This window comes from Streptomyces sp. KR55 (assembly GCF_052245645.1).
Taxonomy (GTDB): Bacteria; Actinomycetota; Actinomycetes; order Streptomycetales; family Streptomycetaceae; genus Streptomyces; species Streptomyces flavusporus.
Genome location: NZ_JBQQCE010000119.1, coordinates 1 through 22636 on the forward strand (window position 1 = coordinate 1; position 22636 = coordinate 22636).

The window sequence follows — 22636 nt, forward strand, 5'->3', positions numbered from 1 at the left end:
CCCTCGGCCTGCGCACGGACCCGGTCGGCGAGCTGAACCGGGAGTGGAAGCGGCACGCCGCCGTCGTACGACGCCTGCACGAGAAGATCTTCTACCGGCCGCTGCTCGACGCGGTCGCCCAACTCGCAACCGGTGAGGCACGGTTGAGCCCCGAGGCGGCCCGCGCGCGGCTGGTCGCGCTCGGCTACGCCGACCCGGCCGCGGCCCTGCGCCACCTGGAGGCGCTGGCCTCCGGCGTCACCCGCAAGGCCGCGATCCAGCGCACGCTGCTGCCCGTGCTGCTCGGCTGGTTCGCGGACTCCGCCGACCCGGACGCCGGTCTGCTCAACTTCCGCAAGGTGTCCGACGCTTTGGGCAAGACGCCCTGGTATCTGCGGCTGCTGCGGGACGAGGGCGCGGCAGCGGAGAACCTCGCCCGGGTGCTGTCCGCCGGCCGGCTCGCCCCCGACCTGCTGATGCGGGCCCCGGAGGCCGTGGCGTTGCTCGGCGACAGCGACGGCGGAGGACTTCAGCCCCGGTCGCGGGCCCACCTGGAGCAGGAGATCCTCGCGGCCGTCGGCCGGGCCGAGGGCGGTGAGCAGGCGGTCACCGCGGCCCGTGGGGTACGGCGCCGGGAGCTGTTCCGTATCGCCGCCGCCGACATCGTCGGCTCCTACGGCACCGAGGCCCAGCCGGTCGAGGCCGACCAGGGGGCGCTGGTGGACCGGGTCGGCGGTGCGGTGTCCGACCTGACGGCGGCGACGCTGGCCGGGACGCTGCGGGCCGTGGTCCGGGAGGGCTGGGGCGACACCCTGCCGACCCGGTTCGCGGTGATCGGCATGGGCCGGTTCGGCGGGCATGAGCTGGGCTACGGCTCCGACGCGGACGTGCTGTTCGTGCACGAGCCGCAGGACGGGGTCGGCGAACGGGAGGCAGCCGAGGCCGCGGGCCGGGTCGTCGCCGAGATGCGCCGCCTGCTGCAGATCCCGAGCTCCGACCCGCCGCTGCTGATCGACGCGGACCTGCGGCCCGAGGGCAAGTCGGGGCCGCTGGTGCGGATACTGAAGTCGTACGAGGCGTACTACCGCCGCTGGTCCCTGGTCTGGGAGTCGCAGGCGCTGCTGCGGGCCGAACCGGTGGCCGGCGACGAGGACCTGGGGCGCCGGTTCATCGAGCTGATCGATCCGCTGCGGTACCCGGAGCAGGGGCTGTCGGAGGAGGCCGTACGGGAGATCCGGCGGCTCAAGGCGCGGATGGAGTCGGAACGGCTGCCCCGGGGCGCCGACCCCAAGCTGCACACCAAGATCGGGCCGGGCGGGCTGTCCGACGTGGAGTGGACCGTGCAGTTGCTGCAGATGCGGCACGGATGGCAGGAACCGGGGCTGCGCACGACCCGCACCCGCCAGGCCCTTGCGGCCGCACGCGAGGCCGGGCTGGTGTCCGCCGAGGACGCGGCGATCCTCGACGAGGCGTGGGTGCTGGCCACCCGGGTGCGGGGCGCCGTGATGCTGGTCCGCGGACGCGCCGGCGACACCTTCCCCTCGGACCCCCGTGAACGGGCCGCGGTCGGCCGCTACCTCGGGTACGGGCCGGGCCACGTGGGCGACATGCTGGACGCGTACCGGCGTACGGCACGCAGGGCGCGGGGCGTGGTGGAGGAGCTGTTCTACGGGGCGTGAGCCCGGGTACGGGGGCCGGGCACCTCCTGCGGCCGGGAGGCACCCGGCCGGGAGTCGTCCGGATCCGCCCGCCGGGAGTCCCCCGACCCGCTCGCGACCCGGCGCGGCAGCGCGTAGGGCCATGATCCGTACCACACCCACGCCAGCGCGTAGCCGAAGCCGAGGCACAGGATGCCGCCGACGGCGTCGAGCCAGAAGTGGTTGGCGGTGGCGACGATCACCACCAGGGTGGCCGCCGGGTACAGCAGCCCCAGCACCCGCACCCACGGAACCGTCGCCAGCGCGAAGATCGTCAGCCCGCTCCACACGGACCAGCCGATGTGCATGGACGGCATCGCGGCGTACTGGTTGGACATGTTCTTCAGGTCGCCGGAGGCCATCGAACCCCAGGTCTGATGGACCATGACGGTGTCGATGAAGTCGGCGCTGTTCATCAACCGTGGCGGCGCCAGCGGATACAGGTAGTAACCGACCAGGGCCACGCCCGTCGTCGCGAAGAGGACCAGCCGCGTCGCCGCGTAACGCCCGGGATGGCTGCGGTACAGCCACACCAGCACGCCCAGCGTCACCACGAAGTGCAGCGTCGCGTAGTAGTAGTTCATGCTGACGATGAGCCAGGTCACCGAGTTGACGGCATGATTGACGGACTGTTCCACGGCGATACCGAGCTGTTGCTCGGCCTTCCAGATCCAGTCGGCGTTGCGCAGCGCCTCGGCCTTCTGCTCCGGGACCGCGTTGCGGATCAGCGAGTACGTCCAGTAACTCACCGCGATCAGCAGGATCTCGAACCACAGGCGGGGTCGGCGCGGTGCGCGCAGCCGGTGCAGGATTCCCCGCCCGGTTTCGTCCGCGACGGGATGCGGAAGAACCCTTTCCCGGCCTTCCAGTGTCGTCACGGTCGTGTCACCCATGGGCACAGAGTCTGCCAGAAAAGACTTCCGGCTCCGATCATCCCCTGGTCGGGTTCAGGACGCACGTTCTACGACGGGAAGAGGCAGGCGACTCGTACCCGTGCACTAGCGGTAGCGACCGGTTCTCCGCCTTACGGACGATTCCGGTCCCCAGGGGCCGAAGCGGTGGAACCACGCACCACCAACTCCGGCATGAACACGAACTCACTGTGCGGCGCCGGCGTCCCGCCGATCTCCTCCAGCAGCGTGCGCACCGCCGCCTGCCCCATCGCCGGGACCGGCTTGCGGACCGTGGTCAGGGGCGGGTCGGTGAAGGCGATCAGGGGGGAGTCGTCGAAGCCCACGACCGAGATGTCCTTCGGGACGTCCAGGCCTTGCTGCCGGGCCGCCCGTATGGCACCGAGCGCCATCATGTCGCTGGCGCACACCACCGCCGTGCAGTCCCGGGCGATCAGGGCCGTGGCGGCCGCCTGACCGCCCTCGAGGGTGTACAGCGAGTGCTGGATGAGGTCCGACTCGACGGTCTGCGGGCTCAGGCCCAGCTGGTCCTGCATCGCCCGGACAAACCCCTCGATCTTGCGCTGCACCGGAACGAAACGCTTCGGGCCGAGTGCCAGGCCGATCCGGGTGTGGCCCAGCGACGCCAGATGCGTGACGGCCAGGGTCATCGCTGCCCGGTCGTCGGGCGAGATGAACGGCGCCTGCACCTTGGGGGAGAAGCCGTCGACGAGTACGAACGGCACGCCCTGGGCGCGCAGCTGCTCGTAGCGCTGCATGTCGGCGGTGGTGTCCGCATGGAGGCCGGAGACGTAGATGATGCCGGCGACGCCGCGGTCGACGAGCATCTCCGTGAGCTCGTCCTCGGTCGACCCGCCGGGGGTCTGGGTGGCGAGAACGGGGGTGTAGCCCTGCCGGGTCAGCGCCTGGCCGATGACCTGGGCCAGGGCAGGGAATATCGGGTTCTCCAGCTCCGGGGTGATCAGGCCCACCAGACCGGCGCTGCGCTGCCGCAGCCGTACCGGACGCTCGTAGCCGAGGACGTCCAGTGCGGCCAGCACGGACTGGCGGGTGGTGGCGGCGACGCCCGGCTTCCCGTTGAGGACGCGGCTGACGGTCGCTTCGCTCACCCCCGCCTGAGCAGCGATGTCGGCAAGCCGTGTGGTCACGGCACCGGACTGTACCGGCCGTATGTCGCCTTGCACACCAATCGGACGCCGGGTGCGGGCGGTTGACCGGCGCGCTGCGGGTTGCTGCGACATGGCGTCCCCTCGTGAAACGAACGGCAAGAGCTTGCAGAGTCTTGCACAACACCGTCCGTGCCCGCTCAACCCCGCAGAAGAACGGTCTCACGGCGATCGACGACAGGTCACGTCCGGATAACTTCGGTGATGCCTTGCACTTTTTTTCTGCAAGGACTTTCGCAACGCTTACATCGCTGTTACGTTCACGTCGCCCGGCGGCCGCAACGGCGCAGTCGGCAAGTCGACAGGGGCGGTAGACGGGACCGCACCCTGAGCACACGGGCTTTCACCCTCAAGGAGAACTCATGCGGCGTGGCATAGCGGCCACCGCGCTGGTGGCGTCCCTCGCCCTCGCGGCGACGGCCTGCGGCGGAGACGACAGCGGCGACTCGGCCGACGGTCCGGTCACCATCACCTGGTGGGACACCTCCAACGCCACCAATGAGGCGCCGACGTACCAGGCCTTGGTCAAGGAGTTCGAGGCCGCCAACAAGGACATCAAGGTCAAGTACGTCAACGTGCCCTTCGACCAGGCGCAGAACAAGTTCGACACGGCCGCCGGCGCCTCGGGCGCCCCGGACGTGCTGCGCTCCGAGGTCGGCTGGACGCCCGCCTTCGCGAAGAAGGGCTACTTCCTGCCGCTGGACGGCACCGAGGCCCTCGCCGACGAGAGCAAGTTCCAGCCCAGCCTGATCGAGCAGGCCAAGTACGAGGACAAGGTCTACGGCGTCCCCTTCACCACGGACACCCTCGCGCTGGTCTACAACAAGGACCTCTTCGAGAAGGCCGGCGTCGAGGCCCCGAAGACCTGGGACGACCTGAAGAAGGCCGCCGCCACCATCAAGGACAAGACCGGCGTCGACGGCTACTGGGGCACCACCCAGTCCTACTACGCCCAGTCCTTCCTCTACGGCGAGGGCACCGACACCGTCGACGCCGACGCCAAGAAGATCACCGTGAACTCGCCCGAGGCCAAGAAGGCGTACGGCACCTGGCTGGACCTCTTCGACGGCAAGGGCCTGCACAAGGCCGACACCACCGCCGACGCCTACGCCCACATCCAGGACGCGTTCGTCAACGGCAAGGTCGCCTCGATCATCCAGGGCCCCTGGGAGATCACCAACTTCTACAAGGGCTCCGCGTTCAAGGACAAGGAGAACCTCGGGATCGCCACCGTCCCGGCCGGCTCCACCGGCAAGGCGGGCGCCCCGACCGGCGGCCACAACCTCTCCGTCTACGCCGGCTCCGACGAGGCGCACCAGCAGGCCGCGCTGAAGTTCGTGAACTTCATGACCTCGGCGAAGGCCCAGGAGACCATCGCCCTGAAGAACAACACGCTCCCCACGCGTGACGACGCCTACACCGCAGAGGTCAAGGCCGACCCGGGCATCGCCGGCTACCAGGGCGTCCTCGCCGCCGCCCAGCCGCGCCCCGCGCTGCCCGAGTACGGCTCTCTGTGGGGCCCGCTCGACGACGAGCTGCTCGCCGTCGCCGGCGGCAAGAAGTCCCTGGACGAGGGGCTCGCCAGCGCCGAGACCTCGATCGCCAAGCTGGTCCCGGACTTCAGCAAGTGACCCCGACCGGCCGTCGGATCCTCCTGGCCCATGGGGGGAAGGATCCGGCGGCCGTCGGCCTGTGCGCCGTACCCCCTGAACTGCAGACCCTCACAAAGGTTGTCGAACCATGACAGTCGCCATCGATCGAGCGACCGGAAAGCGCCTCGGTGACCGCGGGCCCCGGCCCGGCCCGGTCCAGCGCCTGAGGCGCAGCTACCAGAAGTACTGGTACGCCTACGCGATGATCGCCCCCGTGGTCCTCGTGCTGGGCGTCCTCGTGCTGTATCCGCTGGCGTACGGCTTCTATCTGACCCTCACCGACGCCAACAGCCTCAACACGGCCCGCACGATCGGCGTCAACGAGATCGAGGCCACCTACAAGTTCATCGGCTTCGACAACTACGCCGACATCCTGTGGGGCGAGACCGCCTACGACCGTTTCTGGTCGCACTTCATCTGGACGATCGTCTGGACGGCCGCCTGTGTCGGCCTGCACTACACCATCGGTCTCGGCCTCGCCCTGCTGCTCAACCAGAAGCTGCGCGGCCGCACCCTCTACCGGCTGATCATGGTCTTGCCCTGGGCCGTGCCCACCTTCGTCACCGTCTTCGGCTGGCGCTTCATGCTCGCCGACGGCGGCATCCTCAACGCCGGCCTGGAGGCCCTGCACCTGCCGACGCCGCAGTGGCTGGAGGACACCTTCTGGCAGCGGTTCGCCGCGATCATGGTCAACACCTGGTGCGGTGTGCCGTTCATGATGGTCTCGCTGCTCGGCGGGCTGCAGTCGATCGACTCCACGCTGTACGAGGCCGCCGAGATGGACGGCGCGAACGCCTGGCAGCGGTTCCGCTACGTCACCCTGCCGGGCCTGAGGTCGGTCAGCTCCACCGTCGTCCTGCTCGGCGTGATCTGGACCTTCAACCAGTTCGCCGTGATCTTCCTGCTGTTCGGCAGCACTGCGCCGGACGCCCAGATTCTTGTCACCTGGGCGTATTACCTCGGCTTCGGACAGCAGCCGCGTGACTTCGCACAGTCCGCCGCCTACGGCATCCTGCTGCTGGCCATCCTGATCGTCTTCACCTCCTTCTACCGCCGCTGGCTGAACCGCAATGAGCAGCAGCTCGCGATCTGAGGCAGGAGTCCCCATGAGCACCACGACCGTTCAGAAGTCCGCCACCGCGGACCAGGCCCCCGCCCCCGCCGCGCCCGGCAGGACGCGCCGGCGCGGAGAGCGCAGCCTTCTCGGGACCCTCGCCTCGCACGGCCTCCTGACCGTCGCGAGCCTGATCGCGCTGTTCCCGGTCGCCTGGCTGGTCTTCCTGTCCCTCGGCCCGGACAAGGACGACTACCTCCACCCCGGGCGCATCTGGTCGAAGATGACCTTCGACAACTACTCCTTCGTGCTCCAGGAGACGAACTTCTTCGACTGGCTGAAGAGCTCGCTGGTCGTCTCCCTCGGCACCACGGTCATCGGCGTCCTCATCGCCGCCACCACCGGCTATGCGGTCTCCCGCATGCGCTTCCCCGGCTACAAGAAGTTCATGTGGGCGCTCCTGGTCACCCAGATGTTCCCGGTGGCCGTCCTGATGGTGCCGATGTACCAGATCCTGTCGGAGCTCCAGCTCATCGACACCTACCTCGGCCTGATCCTGGTCTACTGCTCGACCGCCGTGCCGTACTGCGCCTGGCTGATGAAGGGCTACTTCGACACCATCCCCTTCGAGATAGACGAGGCCGGCCGCGTCGACGGACTGTCCCCCTTCGGCACCTTCCTGCGCCTGATCCTGCCGCTCTCCCGGCCGGGCCTCGCGGTGGCCGCCTTCTACAGCTTCATCACCGCCTTCGGCGAGGTCGCCTTCGCCACGACGTTCCTGCTGGACGACGAGAAGTACACCTTCGCCGTCGGTCTGCAGAGCTTCGTCAGCGAGCACGACGCCCAGCGCAACCTGATGGCCGCGACCGCGGTGCTGATCGCGATACCGGTGTCCGCGTTCTTCTACCTCGTACAGAAGAACCTGGTGACCGGCCTCACCGCCGGCGGCACCAAGGGCTGAGCCCGCTCCGACTCCCGCGCCCTGTCCGCGCGGGTGGCGGCCGCGGTGTCCTTCCGACCCCGCCGGCACCGCGGCCGCCTCGTCACCCGCCGCCCACCCCGCACGCCAGATGACCCGACCTTCGTTACGTATAGGACGCCATGAGCCAGTACTCCGCCGACCCGGCCGAAACCTCCGCTGTCGCCACCGTCACCAAGCGCCGCGACTGGTGGCGCGACGCGGTGATCTACCAGGTCTATCCGCGCAGCTTCGCCGACAGCAACGGCGACGGCATGGGCGACCTGGACGGCGTACGATCCCGACTCCCGTACCTGCGTGACCTCGGCGTGGACGCCGTGTGGCTCAGCCCCTTCTACGCCTCTCCGCAGGCCGACGCCGGCTACGACGTCGCCGACTACCGGGCCGTCGACCCCATGTTCGGCTCGCTGCTCGACGCGGACGCGCTGATCCGCGACGCCCATGAGCTGGGCCTGCGGATCATCGTCGATCTCGTCCCGAACCACTCCTCCGACCAGCACGAATGGTTCAAGCGGGCGCTCCGGGAAGGCCCCGGCTCCCCGCTGCGCGACCGCTACCACTTCCGCCCCGGCAAGGGCAAGAACGGCGAACTCCCGCCCAACGACTGGGAGTCCATCTTCGGCGGCCCGGCGTGGACCCGTGTCCCGGACGGCGAGTGGTACCTGCACCTCTTCGCACCGGAGCAGCCCGACTTCAACTGGGAGCACCCGGCGGTCGGGGACGAGTTCCGCTCCATCCTGCGGTTCTGGCTCGACATGGGCGTGGACGGCTTCCGCATCGACGTCGCCCACGGCCTGGTCAAGGCCGAGGGCCTGCCGGACCTGGGCTCCCACGACCAGGTGAAGCTGCTGGGCAACGATGTCATGCCGTTCTTCGACCAGGACGGTGTGCACGCCATCTACCGCCAGTGGCGCACGATCCTCGACGAGTACGCGAATGAAAAAGGGCCCGAAGGGCCTTCCTTGGAAGGGCGGTGGGGGGAGACGGGCGGGCGCATCTTCGTCGCCGAGGCCTGGACCCCGACGGTCGAGCGCACCGCCAACTATGTCCGCCCCGACGAACTGCACCAGGCCTTCAACTTCCAGTACCTGAGCACCGACTGGGACGCGAAGGAACTGCGCACCGTCATCGACCGCACCCTGGAGGCGATGCGTCCCGTCGGCGCCCCCGCCACCTGGGTCCTCTCCAACCACGACGTCACCCGGCACGCCACCCGCTTCGCCAACCCGCCCGGCCTCGGCACCCAGATCCGTACGGCCGGCGACCGCGATCTTGGCCTGAAGCGGGCCCGGGCCGCCACCCTGCTGATGCTGGCGCTGCCCGGCTCGGCGTACATCTACCAGGGCGAGGAACTGGGCCTGCCGGACGTCGTCGACCTGCCCGACGAGGTGCGCCAGGACCCCGCGTACTTCCGCGGCGCGGGCCAGGACGGCTTCCGCGACGGCTGCCGGGTGCCGATCCCCTGGACGCGCACGGGATCGTCGTACGGCTTCGGCAGCGGCGGCAGCTGGCTGCCCCAGCCGGAGGGGTGGGGCGAGCTGAGTGTCGAGGCGCAGCAGGGGGTGCCGGGTTCGACGCTGGAGCTGTACCGCACCGCGCTCGCCGTGCGCCGTGCCCAGTCCGACCTCGGGGCGGGCGACTCGGTCGAGTGGCTGAAGGCGCCCGAGGGCGTGCTCGCCTTCCGGCGCGGGGAGTTCGTGTGCGTCGCGAACACCACCGGCGAGTCGGTGACCGCTCCGGCGCACGGCCGGCTGCTGCTGGCCAGCGGTGAGGTGTCCGAGGCGGACGGCGAGGTGAAGGTGCCCGCCGACACGACGGTGTGGTGCACGACCGCCTGACGGCCGCGGCTGGGTCGGTCCTGACGGCCCGTCGCAAGATTTTTCATTGAAGTTCGTACGGCCCGCTGCCCTTTCGGGCGGCGGGCCTTTAGCATCTGCGTCACCGCAAGATGGCTGAAAGATTTCAGCAAGAACCTTCAACGGTGAAGGAAACCCCCACATGGCACGCAGAACTCTCTCCGGGGCCGCCGCCCTCGCGGCTGCCGCCCTTGTCATGAACCCAACCACCACATCGACCGCCCAGGCCGCCCCGCCCGGCAGCAAGGACGTCACGGCCGTCCTCTTCGAGTGGAACTTCGCCTCGGTCGCCCGCGAGTGCACCACCACCCTCGGCCCCGCCGGCTACGGCTACGTGCAGGTATCCCCGCCCGCCGAGCACATACAGGGCGCGCAGTGGTGGACCTCGTACCAGCCGGTGAGCTACAAGATCGCGGGCCGACTGGGCGACCGCACCGCCTTCCAGAACATGGTGAACACCTGCCACGCGGCCGGGGTCAAGGTCGTCGTCGACACGGTCATCAACCACATGTCGGCAGGCAGCGGCACCGGCACCGGCGGCTCGTCGTACACGAAGTACACCTACCCCGGCCTGTACTCGTCGTCCGACTTCGACGACTGCACGAGCCAGATCAGCAACTACCAGGACCGCTGGAACGTCCAGCACTGCGAACTGGTCGGCCTCGCCGACCTGGACACGAACGAGTCGTACGTCCGCGGCGCCATCGCCGGCTACATGAACGACCTGCTCTCCCTCGGCGTCGACGGTTTCCGCATCGACGCGGCCAAGCACATGGACACGGCCGACCTCGCCAACATCAAGTCCCGGCTGAGCAACCCGTCCGTGTACTGGAAGCAGGAGGTCATCCACGGCAGCGGAGAGGCCGTCCAGCCCACCGAGTACACGGGCAACGGTGACGTCCAGGAGTTCCGCTACGCCTACGACCTCAAGCGTGTCTTCAACAACGAGAACCTCGCCTACCTGAAGAACTACGGCGAGGGCTGGGGCTACATGAGCAGCGGCGTCTCCGGCGTCTTCGTCGACAACCACGACACCGAGCGCAACGGCTCGACGCTCAGCTACAAGGACAATGCCAACTACACGCTGGCCAACGTCTTCATGCTGGCCTGGCCCTACGGCGCACCGGACATCAACTCCGGCTACGAGTTCACCGACCACGACGCGGGCCCGCCCAACGGCGGCCAGGTCAATGCCTGCTGGCAGGACGGCTGGAAGTGTCAGCACGCCTGGCCGGAGATCCAGCGCATGGTCGCCTTCCGCAACGCCACCCGCGGTGAGTCGGTCACCAACTGGTGGGACAACGGGGCCGACGCCATCGCCTTCGGCCGGGGCGCCAAGGGCTACGTGGCGATCAACCACGAGTCGAGCGCCCTGACCCGCACGTACCAGACCTCGCTGCCGGCGGGGACGTACTGCAACGTGCAGAGCAACACCACGGTGACGGTGAACGGCTCCGGCCAGTTCACCGCGACACTCGGCGCCAACACGGCGCTGGCGATCTACGCGGGCAAGACCAGCTGCTGAACGGTGAGTTGAGGGGCGGCTGACGGCGCGCCGCGCCGGAGCGGGTAGGGGAGCTGTCGCGCTCCTTGCACCGTACGGTTCACCTACCCCCTCCACGCTTGTGCCCCGCCCCTTCATCGCATCAGGACTGCCGGATTGCGGCGACGTCGAAATCCAGCGTCACCTTCTCGCTGACGACGCCCCTCCCCCAACCGACGCCCCAGTCCTTGCGGTTGATGGTTGCCTTGCCGTGGAAGCCGACCCGGAACCTGCCCCGCGGATCGTTCTCGGCGCCGGTCAGCTCGAAGTCCACGGTGACCTGCTTGGTCACGCCGCGGACGGTCAGGTCACCGGTGACCTTGAAGTTGGTCTCGTCGACCTGCTCCACCCCGATCGATATGAAGCTGATGGTCCGGCGGTTGTCCACGTCCAGGAAGACGTTGCTGCGCAGGTGGTCGTCGCGCCTCTGGTTGCGGGTCTGGACGCTCTTCGCCTGAATCGTGAGCTCGGCGCTCGACTGCGCCGGGTCGTCGCCGTCCAGGTGCGCGCTGCCCTCGAACTCGTCGAACTGCCCGCGCACCTTGGTGATCATCGCGGCCCGGGCGACGAAGCCGATCCGCGTGTGGGCGCTGTCGAGGACGTAGTCGCCGGTCATCTCGCTGAGCTCGGTCGTGGTTGTCATGCTTGGTCGCTCCTGCACAGGGGACAGAGGTGGTTGAACCTTCAGTTCCGAGCCGGTCATGATCCGTGCACAGCCCCGGGCGTTGCATGGGGCGCCGAGCCCGCCAGCGGGGTGGTGTCGAGGTACCTGATCTCGTAGACGCGCTCCGTGAACTTCCAGCCGTCCGAGGTGCGCTGGTAGCGGTCGTGGTAGACGGAGTGGTTCAGGTGCGAGCTGCCGTCGCGCATGCGCCCGAACTCCGCGATGTATGCACGGCCGCCTGCGGTGCCGCCCTCAAGGCGGATCGTGCCCGGGTGCGCGGTCTGCACGAAGTAGTCCCAGAGACCCTGCAGCCGCTCGATCCCGGCGCGGATCTCCTCCCGGCCGACGAACTCGACGTCGGCGTCGGGGATCCGCCACGCGCCGTCCTGTGTGAACAGCGACGCGAAACGGTCGTAGTCACGCATCATCCCCGCGTCGGTGAACTCGCCGCGCAGCGCCTCGATCTCGAGGCGGTCGGCGATGGCCTGAACGTCGCCCATCGGCTTCCTCCCTTGCCAGTGTCCGCAGGACGGACAAGCCGGTCATGATGTCGCTGAGCTCTTCCTGTCCGCGGGATGGTGTTCGTCTCAGCAGTACGACGACACAGCCCCTCGGAATGTGAGGCGAGGTGCCGACCTCACATTCCGGTGCGCTGTCTCGTCGAACCGGTGAGGCCAGATGCGACCAAGGGAGTCCTCGACACCATGACCACCCCGCCCGGGCCAGGAGACGGCCGGCTCGATCCGACCCTGAGCGCGATCATGAGCGAGCGGCGTCAGCTGATCAATCTCGCGTACCGGCTCCTCGGCTCCCTGGCCGACGCCGAGGACGTCGTACAGGAGACGTACGCCCGCTGGTACGCCAGGTCCCCACAGCAACAGGAGGACATCGAATCCCCCGGCGCCTGGCTGACGAAGGTCGCCAGCCGCCTCTGCCTCGACCTGCTCGGCTCGGCACGGGCCCGGCGGGAGAGCTACGTGGGCGAATGGATCCCGGAGCCGTTGCCCGATCGTACGGAGTGGATCAACGGGCGGTCCGGCGGTACTACGGCCGACCCGGCCGACCGAGTCACCCTCGACGAGTCGATCAACATGGCGTTCCTGGTCGTGCTCGAATCGATGACTCCGGCCGAGCGCGTCGCGTTCATCCTCCACGACGTCTTCCGCTACTCCTTCGCCGAAGTGGCCGAGATCGTCGGCCGTACGCCGGCGGCATGCCGCCAGCTTGCCTCGTCGGCCCGCCGTCGTATTCGCGCGTCGCGGGCTCCCGCGACTCCGGCAGTCCAGCGCGCCGAGATCGTCAGGGAGTTCAAGGAGGCATGGGCAGCCAAGGACATCGAGGCCCTCATAGGCCTCCTCGACCCCGACGCCACGGCGATCGCCGACGGCGGCGGCCTCGTCAGCGCAGTGCTCCGCCCACTCGAAGGCAGCGAGCAGATCGCGCGCTACCTCGTCGATCTCGCCGGCCGGGCACTCGACCTGACGATCCTGGAGCGTACGGTCAACGGTCAGCCGGGCGTGGTGCTTCAGCTGGCCGATGTCACCGTGGCGGTGATGGCGTTCGACGTCGCCGGCGACCGGATCACGCACATCTGGGCAGTACGCAACCCCGACAAGCTCCGGCCGTGGACGACGCTGACACGCGCTGCTCACCCGGGATGGCCAAAGCCGAAGCCATCGAGCTGATCATCGGCATGGGCCCCTATTACGCGGGGGCAGGCGCCCCCGCAGCAGCAGGGTGCGGCGGAGCTGGTTCCAGTGCTCGCCCATCACCAGCCCGGGTCACGTCCATGGACGTGGTGTACGGCGGCTGCCCAAGGAGAGGTAAAGCCGCAGGTGTTACACATCTCCCGGATGTGTAACACCTCCAGCCGGTACACCACCTGCGTGGACACGGCCCTGGGTGAGGCGGCCGAGCAGTCATCGCAGTGAAACCCGCTCGACCCGGTTACCTCCTTGAAGAGACCCTATGGGCATGGAGTTCTTCTGCTTCCACCGCGACCGGCCCGGCTCCGTAGCGCTGCGCGACGAGCTGCTGGAAGAGCATTGGTCCTATATGGACCGGTACGCGAAGGAGATGATTGCCCGAGGCCCGACCCTCGCCGGCGACGGCGACACACCCACCGGCAGCGTGCACATCGTCGACCTGCCTGATCCCGCTGCCGCCCGCGCGTTCGCCTTCGACGAGCCGAACTACCAGGCCGGCGTGTACCGGGACGTGCTGCTGCGACGGTGGCGCAACACGCTGGGGCGCACCATGTGGGACTTCCCCGGCGGCCGGACCGATGGCAGCCGGTACCTGGTGCTCGGCCTCGGCACGGGGCAGGCCGCCGACCTCGCGGTGCCGCCCGACCAGGACGAGCTGATCGCCTACGGGCCGCTGCTGTCCGACGACGGCGCCACCTGGCTGGGCACGGCGGTGTTGGTCCGGGCGCCGGACCCGGACACGGCACGTACCATCCTGACCCCGGATCGGTACGCCGACATCGAGGTGCACAACTGGCAGTTCGGCGGGCGGCCGTCATGAACAGCTCTCTGCATTCATGGTGACGTTGGGTCAAGCCACGTCGCCGGGCGGGCTCCACATGGTCCGCCCTGTGAGTTCACAGGTGGTCGAGTGACTCGCGCAGGTCGAGTCCCATGGCGTTGTCCAGGGGAATGTCGCCTTCGCGTATCACGGCATGAGTCAGGGGGCGCAGAAGCCGGACGAGCTCGTCGGTCTCACTGGTGGTCAGCGCGTCGTAGGCGGTGGCGGCCAGTTGGTCGGTTCGTTCCTCGATCTGAGCCTTGAGCTGTTGTCCCTGCGGCGACAGCCGGTCGTCCTGGAGGAGCCCTCTTTCCTTCAAGGCGTCGCGTGTCGATGTCCATTCCGCTTCGTTGAAGTCGCGTGCCGGCGTGTAGACATCGCGCGGGATCCCACTCGCGGTCGCGTGGAGGACGTGCGACTCGCGGCCGGTGATCCCGGCGGCGGCCAGAGCCGCGACATGACCGTCGCCGCGGTGCTCACGGAGAAGCGTCGCAGCATGCCACAGTTGGGCAAGAGGTTCCTGAGGTGTCGGCAGGGAGCGATTGGCGGCGAACAGAGCTCGGCCTTCGAACGGAGCTGATCGAGCGGCACGCGTGGCAAGCTCTGCCGCCCGTGCCGTGTCCGCGCCGTCGGCCGCGGGGCCGAGTGCCCGGCGGAGCGCACGCACTGATCCTCGTAGACGCGCTTGCAGAGCCTCGTTCGGCGGAGCAAAGCTCCAGGCCGCCGGCACGGCGCGACTCACCCGCTCGTAGGCGAAGTTGTAGAACAGCGCGTGCACGACATCAGCGCCGACACTGCCCAGGGGAGCAGCCCGTCCGGCGAAGTACCCCATCCAGAAACCGCGGTAGCCCGCCGCCCTGAACTCTTCCAACGGCTCCGGGGCGAAGTAGACCACAGCGTGGATCGGCTCGAGCAGCCGCCAGAGGTCCCGTGCGACGTCACCCCGGGCCGGCCTCGGTATTGGCATTGACATGGCAATCTTCTACGCCTCAATCGAGGGCTGTGTCCCACGCATGGTGTGACCAATGGTTCGCTTCCAGCCAACCGGCATGTCGAAGCGAGTCGCGCCCAGCGGGCGGTGCTCTTCACCCTCAAGGTCTGCGCTGAAAGTTCTTGCCGTGGGTTTCAAGACTCTTGCTGTAAGGCTTTCGTCAGCGATACGGTCGCGCCGGCGCCCGGCAGCGAAGCCGTGCCGCGGCGCAGGGGTCGGAACCCGCACATGAGCCGTAATCGCAAGGAGTTCACGCCTGTGATACCGAGATGGCCGGCGCCCCGCACGCGCCGTACCGCCCAGGTGAGACGGGTCGCGGCCGTCACCGTGGCCGCGCTCGCCGCAGCACTCGTCCAGCCCCTCGCCGCCCGGGCCGACACCCCGCCCCCGCCGCCGTCCGACGCGGCCCTGGCGAAGACCGCCGCCCGCCACGACCTCACCCGCGAGCAGTTCTACTTCGTACTGCCGGATCGATTCGCCAACGGGGACGCGGCCAACGACCGCGGCGGGCTCACCGGTTCTCGTCCCACCACCGGCTACGACCCCACCGACAAGGGCTTCTACCAGGGCGGCGACCTCAAGGGCCTGACCCGGAAGCTCGACTACATCAAGGGCCTCGGCACCACCGCCATCTGGCTCGCCCCGATCTTCAAGAACCAGCCCGTGCAAGGGGAGGGCAGCAATGCCTCCGCCGGGTACCACGGTTACTGGATCACCGACTTCACCCAGGTCGACCCGCACTTCGGCACCAACAAGGACCTCGAAACCCTCATCTCCAAGGCGCACGCCAAGGGCATGAAGGTCTTCTTCGACGTCATCACCAACCACACCGCCGACGTCGTCGACTACGAAGAGAAGTCCTACGACTACCTGTCCAAGGGCGCGTTCCCCTACCTGGCCGAGGACGGCGAGCCCTTCGACGACGCGGACTACGCCGGCGGGCAGCGGGACTTCCCCGGGACCGACGAGGACTCCTTCCCGCGCACCCCCGTCGTCGCCGACGCCAAGCAGGACGTCAAGGTCCCGTCCTGGCTCAACGACCCGACGATGTACCACAACCGTGGTGACTCCACCTGGGCCGGCGAGTCGACCACGTACGGCGACTTCTCCGGTCTCGACGACCTGTGGACGGAGCGTCCCGAGGTCGTCGAGGGCATGGAGAAGATCTACCAGCGGTGGGTCAGGGACTTCGACATCGACGGCTTCCGCATCGACACCGTGAAGCACGTCAACATGGAGTTCTGGACCCAGTGGGCCACGGCGCTGGACGCCTACGCCGCCCGGCAGGGGCGGGACGACTTCTTCATGTTCGGCGAGGTGTACTCCGCCGACACCTCGGTCACCTCCCCGTATGTCACACAGGGCCGCCTGGACTCCACGCTGGACTTCCCCTTCCAGGACGCGGCCCGCGCGTACGCCTCCCAGGGCGCCGGCGCGAAGAAGCTGGCGGCGGTCTTCGGCGACGACTACAAGTACACGACCGACAAAGCCAACGCGTACGAGCAGGTCACCTTCCTCGGCAACCACGACATGGGCCGCATCGGCGCCTTCCTCAAGCAGGACAACGCGGGCGCGAGCGATGCCGAGCTGCTGAAGAAGGCGCGGCTCGCCAACGAGCTGATGTTCCTCAGCCGGGGCAACCCGGTGATCTACTACGGCGACGAGCAGGGCTTCACCGGCGCGGGCGGTGACAAGGACGCCCGCCAGACGATGTTCGCGTCCCGCACGGCCGACTACCTGGACGACGACCAGCTCGGCACCGACCGCACCCACGCGAGCGACGCCTACGATGCGGAAGCGCCGCTCTACCGGCAGATCAGTGCTCTCGCCAAGCTGCGCAAGCAGCACCCCGCCCTCGCCGACGGCGTCCAGACCGAGCGGTACGCCGCCGACGGCGCCGGGATCTACGCGTTCTCCCGTACGGACGCCGCCACCGGCACCGAGTACCTCGTCGCCTTCAACAACGCCGACGAGGCGAAGAGCGCCACCTTCCCGACGGGTTCGGCCGGCATGACGTACCGGGGCATCTACGGCACCGACGCGTCCGTGACCTCCGGGGCCGACGACAAGAAGGTCACGCTCACCGTCCCGGCCGGTTCGGCGGTCGTCCTCAAGGCCGCGGGCCCGCTCGCCAAGCCCGCCGCCAGGCCGGCCATCACCCTCCAGGCCCCCGCCCCCGGCGCCACCGGCACCGTGGAACTCACGGCAGACGATGGGGGCACCTCCCGCTCGAGCGAAGCCGGGAGTGGGGGAGGCGGCGGGCTCAACCGTGTCGTCTTCGCCGCCCAGACCGGCACCGGCAAGTGGCGCACCCTCGGCTCCGCCGACCACGCCCCCTACAAGGTCACCCACACCATCGGCAAGGACGTGCCCCCGGGCACCGCCCTGCGCTACAAGGCCGTCGTCATCGACTCCACCGGCCGCACCTCGAGCGCCACAGCCACCAGCACCACCGGCACCCCACCCACCGAGGCGCCCCCCACCGCCTCCTCCCGCGACTACGCGATCGTCCACTACAACCGCCCCGACGGGAACTACGCCGACTGGGGCCTGTACGCCTGGGGCGACCTCGCCGACGGCGAGTCCACCACCTGGCCGGACAGCCACCCCTTCACCGGCCGCGACGCCTACGGGGCCTTCGCCTACGTCAAGCTGAAGCCCGGCGCCTCGAACGTCGGCTTCCTGGTCATCGACAAGGACGGCAACAAGGACGTCTCCGCAGACCGCTCGATCGATGTGACCAAGACCGGCGAGGTCTGGATCGAGCAGGGCAAGGAGGCCGTACGGACGGAACGCCCGGAGTATCCGGCGCAGGACACGACCAAGGCCGTCCTCCACTACCAACGCGCCGACGGGAACTACGACGGCTGGGGCCTGCACGTCTGGAGCGGCGCCGCCGATCCCACCGAGTGGTCGAAGCCCCTGATGCCGGTGAAGACTGACTCCTATGGCGCGGTCTTCGAGGTACCGCTCACCGAGGGTGCCACCAGCCTCAGCTACATCATCCACAAGGGCGACGAGAAGGACCTCTCCGCCGACCAGGCGCTCGACCTCAAGGCGAACGGCCACGAGGTGTGGCTCTTGAACGGCCAGGAGAAGTACCTGCTGCCGCAGCCGGCGGGCAGCGCCGCCGCCCTCGACCTGACCACCTCCAAGGCGGTCTGGATCGACCGGGACACGGTCGTCTGGAACGGCTCCGCCGCCGCCTCCACCCAGCTGCTGTACAGCCGGGACGGCTCGATCGCCGTGAAGGACGGCGCGCTGACCAGCGACGACGAGAGGTGGCTCCGTCTCTCCAAGACCACCCTCACCGACGCCCAGAAGGCGAAGTTCCCGCACCTGAAGGACCACACCGCCTGGTCCGTCGACCCCCGTGACCGCGACCGGGTCCGCGAGGCGCTGCGCGGTCAGGTCGTGGCCGCCCAGCACGCCGCGAACGGTGCCGTACTCGCGGCGACCGGCGTGCAGATCGCCGGCGTACTCGACGATCTGTACGACGCGACGAAGACCGAGCTCGGGCCGACGTTCCACAAAGGCCGTCCGACGCTGGCCGTCTGGGCACCCACGGCACAGTCGGTCAAGCTCGAAATCGGTGACTCCACCGTCGCCATGAAGCGGAACGACACCACCGGCGTCTGGTCCGTCACCGGCCCCAAGTCCTGGAAGAACAAGCCGTATCGGTACGTCGTCGAGGTCTGGGCGCCCAGCGTCCGCAAGGTCGTCACCAACAAGGTCACCGACCCCTACTCGGTCGCCCTCGCCGCGAACTCCGAGCGCAGCCTGGTCGTCGACCTCGACGACAAGTCCCTGGCGCCGAGCGGCTGGTCCTCGTACGCCAAGCCCAAGGCCGTACCGCTGAAGGACGCCCAGATCCAGGAGCTGCACATCCGGGACTTCTCGGTCGAGGACAAGACGGCCAGGGACCCGGGCACCTATCTTGCCTTCACCGACAAGGCGAGCGACGGCTCCCGGCACCTGCGTGAGCTGGCCGAGGCGGGCACGTCGTACGTCCATCTCCTGCCCGCCTTCGACATCGCCACCATCCCGGAGAAGAAGTCCGAGCAGGCGACCGTCGACTGCGACCTCGCCTCTCTCCCGGCCGACTCCGACAAGCAGCAGGAGTGCGTGGCGAAGATCGCCGCGAAGGATGCCTACAACTGGGGCTACGACCCGTACCACTACACGGTCCCCGAGGGCTCGTACGCCACCGACCCGGACGGTACGGCCCGTACGGTCGAGTTCCGCAAGATGGTCAAGGCGCTGAACGAGGACGGCCTGCGGGTCGTCATGGACGTCGTCTACAACCACACGGCGGCGAGCGGGCAGGAGCGGACGTCCGTTCTGGACCGGATCGTGCCCGGCTACTACCACCGGCTCCTCGCGGACGGCACGGTCGCCACCAGCACCTGCTGCGCCAACACCGCCACCGAGAACGCCATGATGGGCAAGCTGGTCGTCGACTCGGTGGTCACCTGGGCCAGGGAGTACAAGGTCGACGGCTTCCGCTTCGACCTCATGGGCCACCACCCGAAGGCCAACATCCTCGCCGTACGCAAGGCCCTCGACGCGCTGACCCTGGAAAAGGACGGCGTCGACGGCAAGAAGATCATCCTCTACGGCGAGGGCTGGAACTTCGGCGAGATCGCCGACGACGCCCGCTTCGAGCAGGCCACGCAGAGCAACATGGCGGGAACCGGCGTCGCGACCTTCTCCGACCGCGCCCGTGACGCCGTCCGCGGCGGCGGCCCGTTCGACGAGGACCCCGGCGTCCAGGGCTTTGCGTCCGGGCTGTACAACGAGCCCAACTCCTCGACGAACAACGGCAGTCCGGCCGAACAGAAGGCCCGCCTTCTGCACTACCAGGACCTGATCAAGGTGGGCCTGTCCGGCAACCTTGCCGACTTCACCTTCACCGACACCAGCGGCAAGGAGGTCAAGGGCTCCGAGGTCGACTACAACGGCGCCCCCGCCGGCTACGCGGCCGACCCCGGCGACGCCCTCGCCTATGCCGACGCCCACGACAACGAGACCCTGTTCGACGCCCTGGCCTACAAGCTCCCGGCATCGGCGAGCGCGGACGACCGGGCCCGGATGCAGGTCCTGGCGATGGCCACGGCCACCCTCTCGCAGGGGCCGTCCCTCTCCCAGGCCGGCACCGACCTGCTGCGCTCCAAGTCCCTGGACCGCAACTCCTACGACAGCGGCGACTGGTTCAACGCCATCCACTGGAACTGCGCCGACGGCAACGGCTTCGGCCGCGGACTGCCGATGGCGGCCGACAACGAGCCCAAGTGGCCCTACGCCAAGCCCCTGTTGAGCACGGTCGGCGTCGGCTGCACGCAGATCGAGGGTGCTTCGGCAGCGTACCGGGACCTGCTGAGGATCCGTACGACGGAGAGCGCCTTCTCCCTCGACACCGCCGATCAGGTCCAGTCACGGCTCTCCTTCCCACTGTCCGGCAAGGACGAGACGCCGGGCGTGATCACCATGCGGCTCGGTGACCTGGTCGTCGTGTTCAACGCCACGCCGGAGCGGCAGGAGCAGCGCATCGAGGCGACGGAAGGGGCGAAGTACCGGCTGCACCCGGTACAGGCGACGGGCCAGGACCCGGTCGTGAAGGATGCGACCCACACGGCGGAATCGGGCACCTTCACAGTCCCGGCCCGCACGGTCGCCGTCTTCTCCCGGGCCGGCTGACGGTCATGCGGTTAGGGTGCTCCTGTCCGACGTAGAACAGGAGCACCCATGCCGCAGATCACCGTCGACTACTCCGCACAGCTGGCGGACGACTTCGACCGGCCCGCCTTCGCGCGGGCCCTGCACACCACGGTGGTCGAGATCGCGGCCGCGAAGCCGCCGGCGTGCAAGACGCAGTTCCGGCGGACCGAGGACACCACGGTCGGGGAGGACACCCAGGGGCACGCGGTCGTCCATGTGACGCTGGGACTGCTGGCCGGCCGCACGGACGAGACCAAGGTCCGGCTCACCGAGGCCGTACTCGACCTGCTGCGGCAGCACATCAAGCCCGCCGAGGGCCTCGCCCTGCACGCGTCGGCCGAGGTACGCGACCTCGACCCGTCGTACCGGAAGTTCGACGTCTAGGACGCGAGGGTGATCAGCCGGGCCACCAGGTCGCCGAACGGACCGTCGCCCGGCTCGTCCTTGAGGACGCGGCGCATCAGCGTCGCCAGCTCCTCGTCGTGGGCGGCGCCGACGGCGGCCAGTGCGGCGAAGTCGTGCACGAGCTGCACCTCCAGCTCGGCGCGCGGGACGCGCCGGCCGTCCAGCCAGATCAGTGCCGTCGACTCGGCGAGCGAGATCCAGGAGCGGACGACCAGTTCCAGCCGCGCGGGCGCCGGCTCCTCGACGCCGAGATGCGCAACGATCTGGTCATACGCGGCCTGCCGCACGGCATCGATGAGCGCGTTCGTCGTCGAGGAGCCAACCGCCGGGCCGCCGCGCATCAACGCCGAGAAACCGGGGCCGTGCTGGTCGACGAAGTCGAAGAACCGGCGCATCGCGCGCAGCAGCCGCGCCCCCAGCGGACCCTCGTGCGGCTCCACGAACCGGCCCGCCAGATCGTCCGCCGCACGCCTCAACGCGGCCTCGTACAGGCTGAGTTTGCCGGGAAAGTAGTGATAGACCAGCGGACGCGAGACGCCCGCGGCCGACGCTATCTCGTCGATGGAGACCTCATCCGGAGAGCGGCGGCTGAACAGTTCGAGGGCGACGCCGATCAGCTGCTGCCGCCGCTCCTCGACACCCATCCTGCGGCGAACCCCGGTAGACATACGAACACCTTACCGATCGGATCCAGCCTCGAACGGACAGGACCGACCAGGGGTGTCCATATGCGTCCAGCTAGCGCAGGCCGCTGATCGACCGCCCGTCCGTCAGGGTCGCCTTCAGCTCCGCCTGAGTGCCCTTCTTCGCGGGTACGGCCAACAGGTTGCCCTGCGCGGTCTGTTCCACCCCACCGGTCGTGCGGATCGACGCGGTGTCGCGGCTGCCCGCCGCCAGGAGATACCAGGAACCCGTCTCGGACTTCCACAGCACGCCCGCCAGCACATGGGGATCGCGCGCCCCGCACGCCGGTACGTTCTCGGCCTTCGCGGCGACCGCCCCGTACGTCCCGCCCGGCGTGTGGAACTGCGCCAGCGCCCGCTCGCCGCCGCCCCGCCAGGTCTCCGCGCGCGTGCACACCCACGCCGCCGTGCCGCTCGCGTCGGGCAGCGGCTGCTCGGCGTACTGCCAGGCGTTCACCGACCGCACCCCCTGCCCGCGCACCGCGAACAGCGAACAGGCGAACGGCGCCCAGGTGCGCAGCGACTCCGCCCCGGCCGCGTCGTGCGTCCTGCCCGGCCGCCCGGTGGTGAGGCGGGCCGGCACCAGCTCGCCCAGGTCCGTCATCAGCCGCGTACCGGAGTCGTCGGTGATCTGCAGGACGTTCCACGACGCGCAGGAGCCGGCCTTGGTCGCGGGGCTGGCCAGCGGCGAGGTGATCCCGTCGGTGATCGTGAGGTCCATCGCGCCGGAGCTCGGCTTCAGCAGGTCCCGCTCGGCCACCTTCGTCACCCAGGGCGCCGTCAGATAGCGGACGTTGCCGTCGGTGCGGTCC

16 protein-coding genes and 1 pseudogene are annotated in these 22636 nt (G+C 69.0%); 10 read left to right on the forward strand and 7 right to left on the reverse strand.

Annotated elements, in window-relative coordinates:
• Window positions 1-1658 (forward strand): bifunctional [glutamine synthetase] adenylyltransferase/[glutamine synthetase]-adenylyl-L-tyrosine phosphorylase (locus tag ACTWQJ_RS19150; protein WP_443307848.1); only part of this gene is annotated, 1658 nt, incomplete at its 5' end.
• Here the strand turns inward: ACTWQJ_RS19150 and ACTWQJ_RS19155 are convergent.
• Together ACTWQJ_RS19155 and ACTWQJ_RS19160 are read right to left on the reverse strand one after the other, a co-directional pair.
• The gene (locus tag ACTWQJ_RS19155) at window positions 1646-2569 is read right to left on the reverse strand and encodes a phosphatase PAP2 family protein (protein ID WP_443307849.1); all 924 of its coding nucleotides are present in this window, start codon (window positions 2567-2569) and stop codon (window positions 1646-1648) included. The genes ACTWQJ_RS19150 and ACTWQJ_RS19155 overlap by 13 nt on opposite strands.
• 131 nt (window positions 2570-2700) lie before the next feature.
• Entirely contained in the window at window positions 2701-3735 is a 1035-nt protein-coding gene (locus tag ACTWQJ_RS19160) for a LacI family DNA-binding transcriptional regulator (RefSeq protein WP_224734838.1), read from the reverse strand.
• Between the two features lie 380 nt (window positions 3736-4115).
• On the opposite strand from ACTWQJ_RS19160, the gene ACTWQJ_RS19165 reads away from it, so the two are divergent.
• From ACTWQJ_RS19165 to ACTWQJ_RS19185, 5 genes are all read left to right on the forward strand, one after another.
• Window positions 4116-5384, forward strand: coding sequence for an extracellular solute-binding protein (locus ACTWQJ_RS19165; protein ID WP_443307850.1), 1269 nt, complete (start codon window positions 4116-4118; stop codon window positions 5382-5384).
• A gap of 109 nt (window positions 5385-5493) precedes the next feature.
• Complete coding sequence (locus ACTWQJ_RS19170; RefSeq protein WP_443307851.1) at window positions 5494-6498, forward strand: carbohydrate ABC transporter permease; 1005 nt, start codon at window positions 5494-5496, stop codon at window positions 6496-6498.
• A 13-nt stretch (window positions 6499-6511) separates the two neighbouring features.
• The gene (locus ACTWQJ_RS19175; protein WP_443307852.1) at window positions 6512-7420 is read left to right on the forward strand and encodes a sugar ABC transporter permease; all 909 of its coding nucleotides are present in this window, start codon (window positions 6512-6514) and stop codon (window positions 7418-7420) included.
• A gap of 140 nt (window positions 7421-7560) precedes the next feature.
• Window positions 7561-9276: a glycoside hydrolase family 13 protein gene (locus tag ACTWQJ_RS19180; RefSeq protein ID WP_443307853.1), complete on the forward strand. Its 1716-nt coding sequence runs from the start codon at window positions 7561-7563 to the stop codon at window positions 9274-9276.
• A 160-nt stretch (window positions 9277-9436) separates the two neighbouring features.
• Window positions 9437-10819 carry an alpha-amylase gene (locus ACTWQJ_RS19185; protein WP_443307854.1) on the forward strand — a complete coding sequence of 461 codons (1383 nt, stop codon included), beginning with the start codon at window positions 9437-9439 and terminating at the stop codon, window positions 10817-10819.
• Between the two features lie 121 nt (window positions 10820-10940).
• On the opposite strand, the gene ACTWQJ_RS19190 is transcribed toward ACTWQJ_RS19185, so the two are convergent.
• Window positions 10941-11480 (reverse strand): YceI family protein, encoded by a 540-nt coding sequence (locus tag ACTWQJ_RS19190; RefSeq protein WP_443307855.1) that lies wholly within the window; start codon window positions 11478-11480, stop codon window positions 10941-10943.
• 56 nt (window positions 11481-11536) lie between these two features.
• On the reverse strand, window positions 11537-12001 hold the full coding sequence (locus tag ACTWQJ_RS19195; protein WP_443307856.1) for a nuclear transport factor 2 family protein: 465 nt from the start codon (window positions 11999-12001) through the stop codon (window positions 11537-11539).
• A 204-nt stretch (window positions 12002-12205) separates the two neighbouring features.
• Here ACTWQJ_RS19195 and sigJ point away from each other — a divergent pair, with 204 nt between their 5' ends.
• Complete coding sequence (sigJ, locus tag ACTWQJ_RS19200; protein WP_443307857.1) at window positions 12206-13186, forward strand: RNA polymerase sigma factor SigJ; 981 nt, start codon at window positions 12206-12208, stop codon at window positions 13184-13186.
• 289 nt (window positions 13187-13475) lie between these two features.
• The gene (locus ACTWQJ_RS19205; RefSeq protein WP_443307858.1) at window positions 13476-14027 is read left to right on the forward strand and encodes a YciI family protein; all 552 of its coding nucleotides are present in this window, start codon (window positions 13476-13478) and stop codon (window positions 14025-14027) included.
• Between the two features lie 76 nt (window positions 14028-14103).
• Here the strand turns inward: ACTWQJ_RS19205 and ACTWQJ_RS19210 are convergent, their stop codons facing one another.
• Complete coding sequence (locus ACTWQJ_RS19210) at window positions 14104-15000, reverse strand: SCO6745 family protein (protein ID WP_443307859.1); 897 nt, start codon at window positions 14998-15000, stop codon at window positions 14104-14106.
• A gap of 276 nt (window positions 15001-15276) precedes the next feature.
• On the opposite strand from ACTWQJ_RS19210, the gene pulA reads away from it, so the two are divergent.
• Together pulA and ACTWQJ_RS19220 are read left to right on the forward strand one after the other, a co-directional pair.
• On the forward strand, window positions 15277-20715 hold the full coding sequence (gene pulA, locus ACTWQJ_RS19215; RefSeq protein WP_443307862.1) for a pullulanase-type alpha-1,6-glucosidase: 5439 nt from the start codon (window positions 15277-15279) through the stop codon (window positions 20713-20715).
• A 48-nt stretch (window positions 20716-20763) separates the two neighbouring features.
• On the forward strand, window positions 20764-21120 hold the full coding sequence (locus ACTWQJ_RS19220; RefSeq protein WP_443307860.1) for a 5-carboxymethyl-2-hydroxymuconate Delta-isomerase: 357 nt from the start codon (window positions 20764-20766) through the stop codon (window positions 21118-21120).
• On the opposite strand, the gene ACTWQJ_RS19225 is transcribed toward ACTWQJ_RS19220, so the two are convergent.
• Both ACTWQJ_RS19225 and ACTWQJ_RS19230 read right to left on the reverse strand, forming a co-directional pair.
• Entirely contained in the window at window positions 21117-21809 is a 693-nt protein-coding gene (locus tag ACTWQJ_RS19225) for a TetR/AcrR family transcriptional regulator (protein WP_443307861.1), read from the reverse strand. The genes ACTWQJ_RS19220 and ACTWQJ_RS19225 overlap by 4 nt on opposite strands.
• Before the next feature lie 70 nt (window positions 21810-21879).
• A pseudogene (locus tag ACTWQJ_RS19230) lies at window positions 21880-22636 on the reverse strand (hypothetical protein); the annotation flags it as partial.

Bases quoted from the DNA above. Each gene is read 5' to 3' on its own strand.
- ACTWQJ_RS19210 (WP_443307859.1), bottom strand. From the start codon at position 15,000: ATGTCAATGCCAATACCGAGGCCGGCCCGGGGTGACGTCGCACGGGAC.
- ACTWQJ_RS19155 (WP_443307849.1), bottom strand. From the start codon at position 2,569: ATGGGTGACACGACCGTGACGACACTGGAAGGCCGGGAAAGGGTTCTT.
- ACTWQJ_RS19195 (WP_443307856.1), bottom strand. From the start codon at position 12,001: ATGGGCGACGTTCAGGCCATCGCCGACCGCCTCGAGATCGAGGCGCTG.
- ACTWQJ_RS19175 (WP_443307852.1), top strand. From the start codon at position 6,512: ATGAGCACCACGACCGTTCAGAAGTCCGCCACCGCGGACCAGGCCCCC.
- ACTWQJ_RS19225 (WP_443307861.1), bottom strand. From the start codon at position 21,809: ATGTCTACCGGGGTTCGCCGCAGGATGGGTGTCGAGGAGCGGCGGCAG.
- ACTWQJ_RS19165 (WP_443307850.1), top strand. From the start codon at position 4,116: ATGCGGCGTGGCATAGCGGCCACCGCGCTGGTGGCGTCCCTCGCCCTC.
- ACTWQJ_RS19180 (WP_443307853.1), top strand. From the start codon at position 7,561: ATGAGCCAGTACTCCGCCGACCCGGCCGAAACCTCCGCTGTCGCCACC.
- sigJ (WP_443307857.1), top strand. From the start codon at position 12,206: ATGACCACCCCGCCCGGGCCAGGAGACGGCCGGCTCGATCCGACCCTG.
- ACTWQJ_RS19170 (WP_443307851.1), top strand. From the start codon at position 5,494: ATGACAGTCGCCATCGATCGAGCGACCGGAAAGCGCCTCGGTGACCGC.
- ACTWQJ_RS19220 (WP_443307860.1), top strand. From the start codon at position 20,764: ATGCCGCAGATCACCGTCGACTACTCCGCACAGCTGGCGGACGACTTC.
- ACTWQJ_RS19185 (WP_443307854.1), top strand. From the start codon at position 9,437: ATGGCACGCAGAACTCTCTCCGGGGCCGCCGCCCTCGCGGCTGCCGCC.
- ACTWQJ_RS19205 (WP_443307858.1), top strand. From the start codon at position 13,476: ATGGAGTTCTTCTGCTTCCACCGCGACCGGCCCGGCTCCGTAGCGCTG.
- ACTWQJ_RS19190 (WP_443307855.1), bottom strand. From the start codon at position 11,480: ATGACAACCACGACCGAGCTCAGCGAGATGACCGGCGACTACGTCCTC.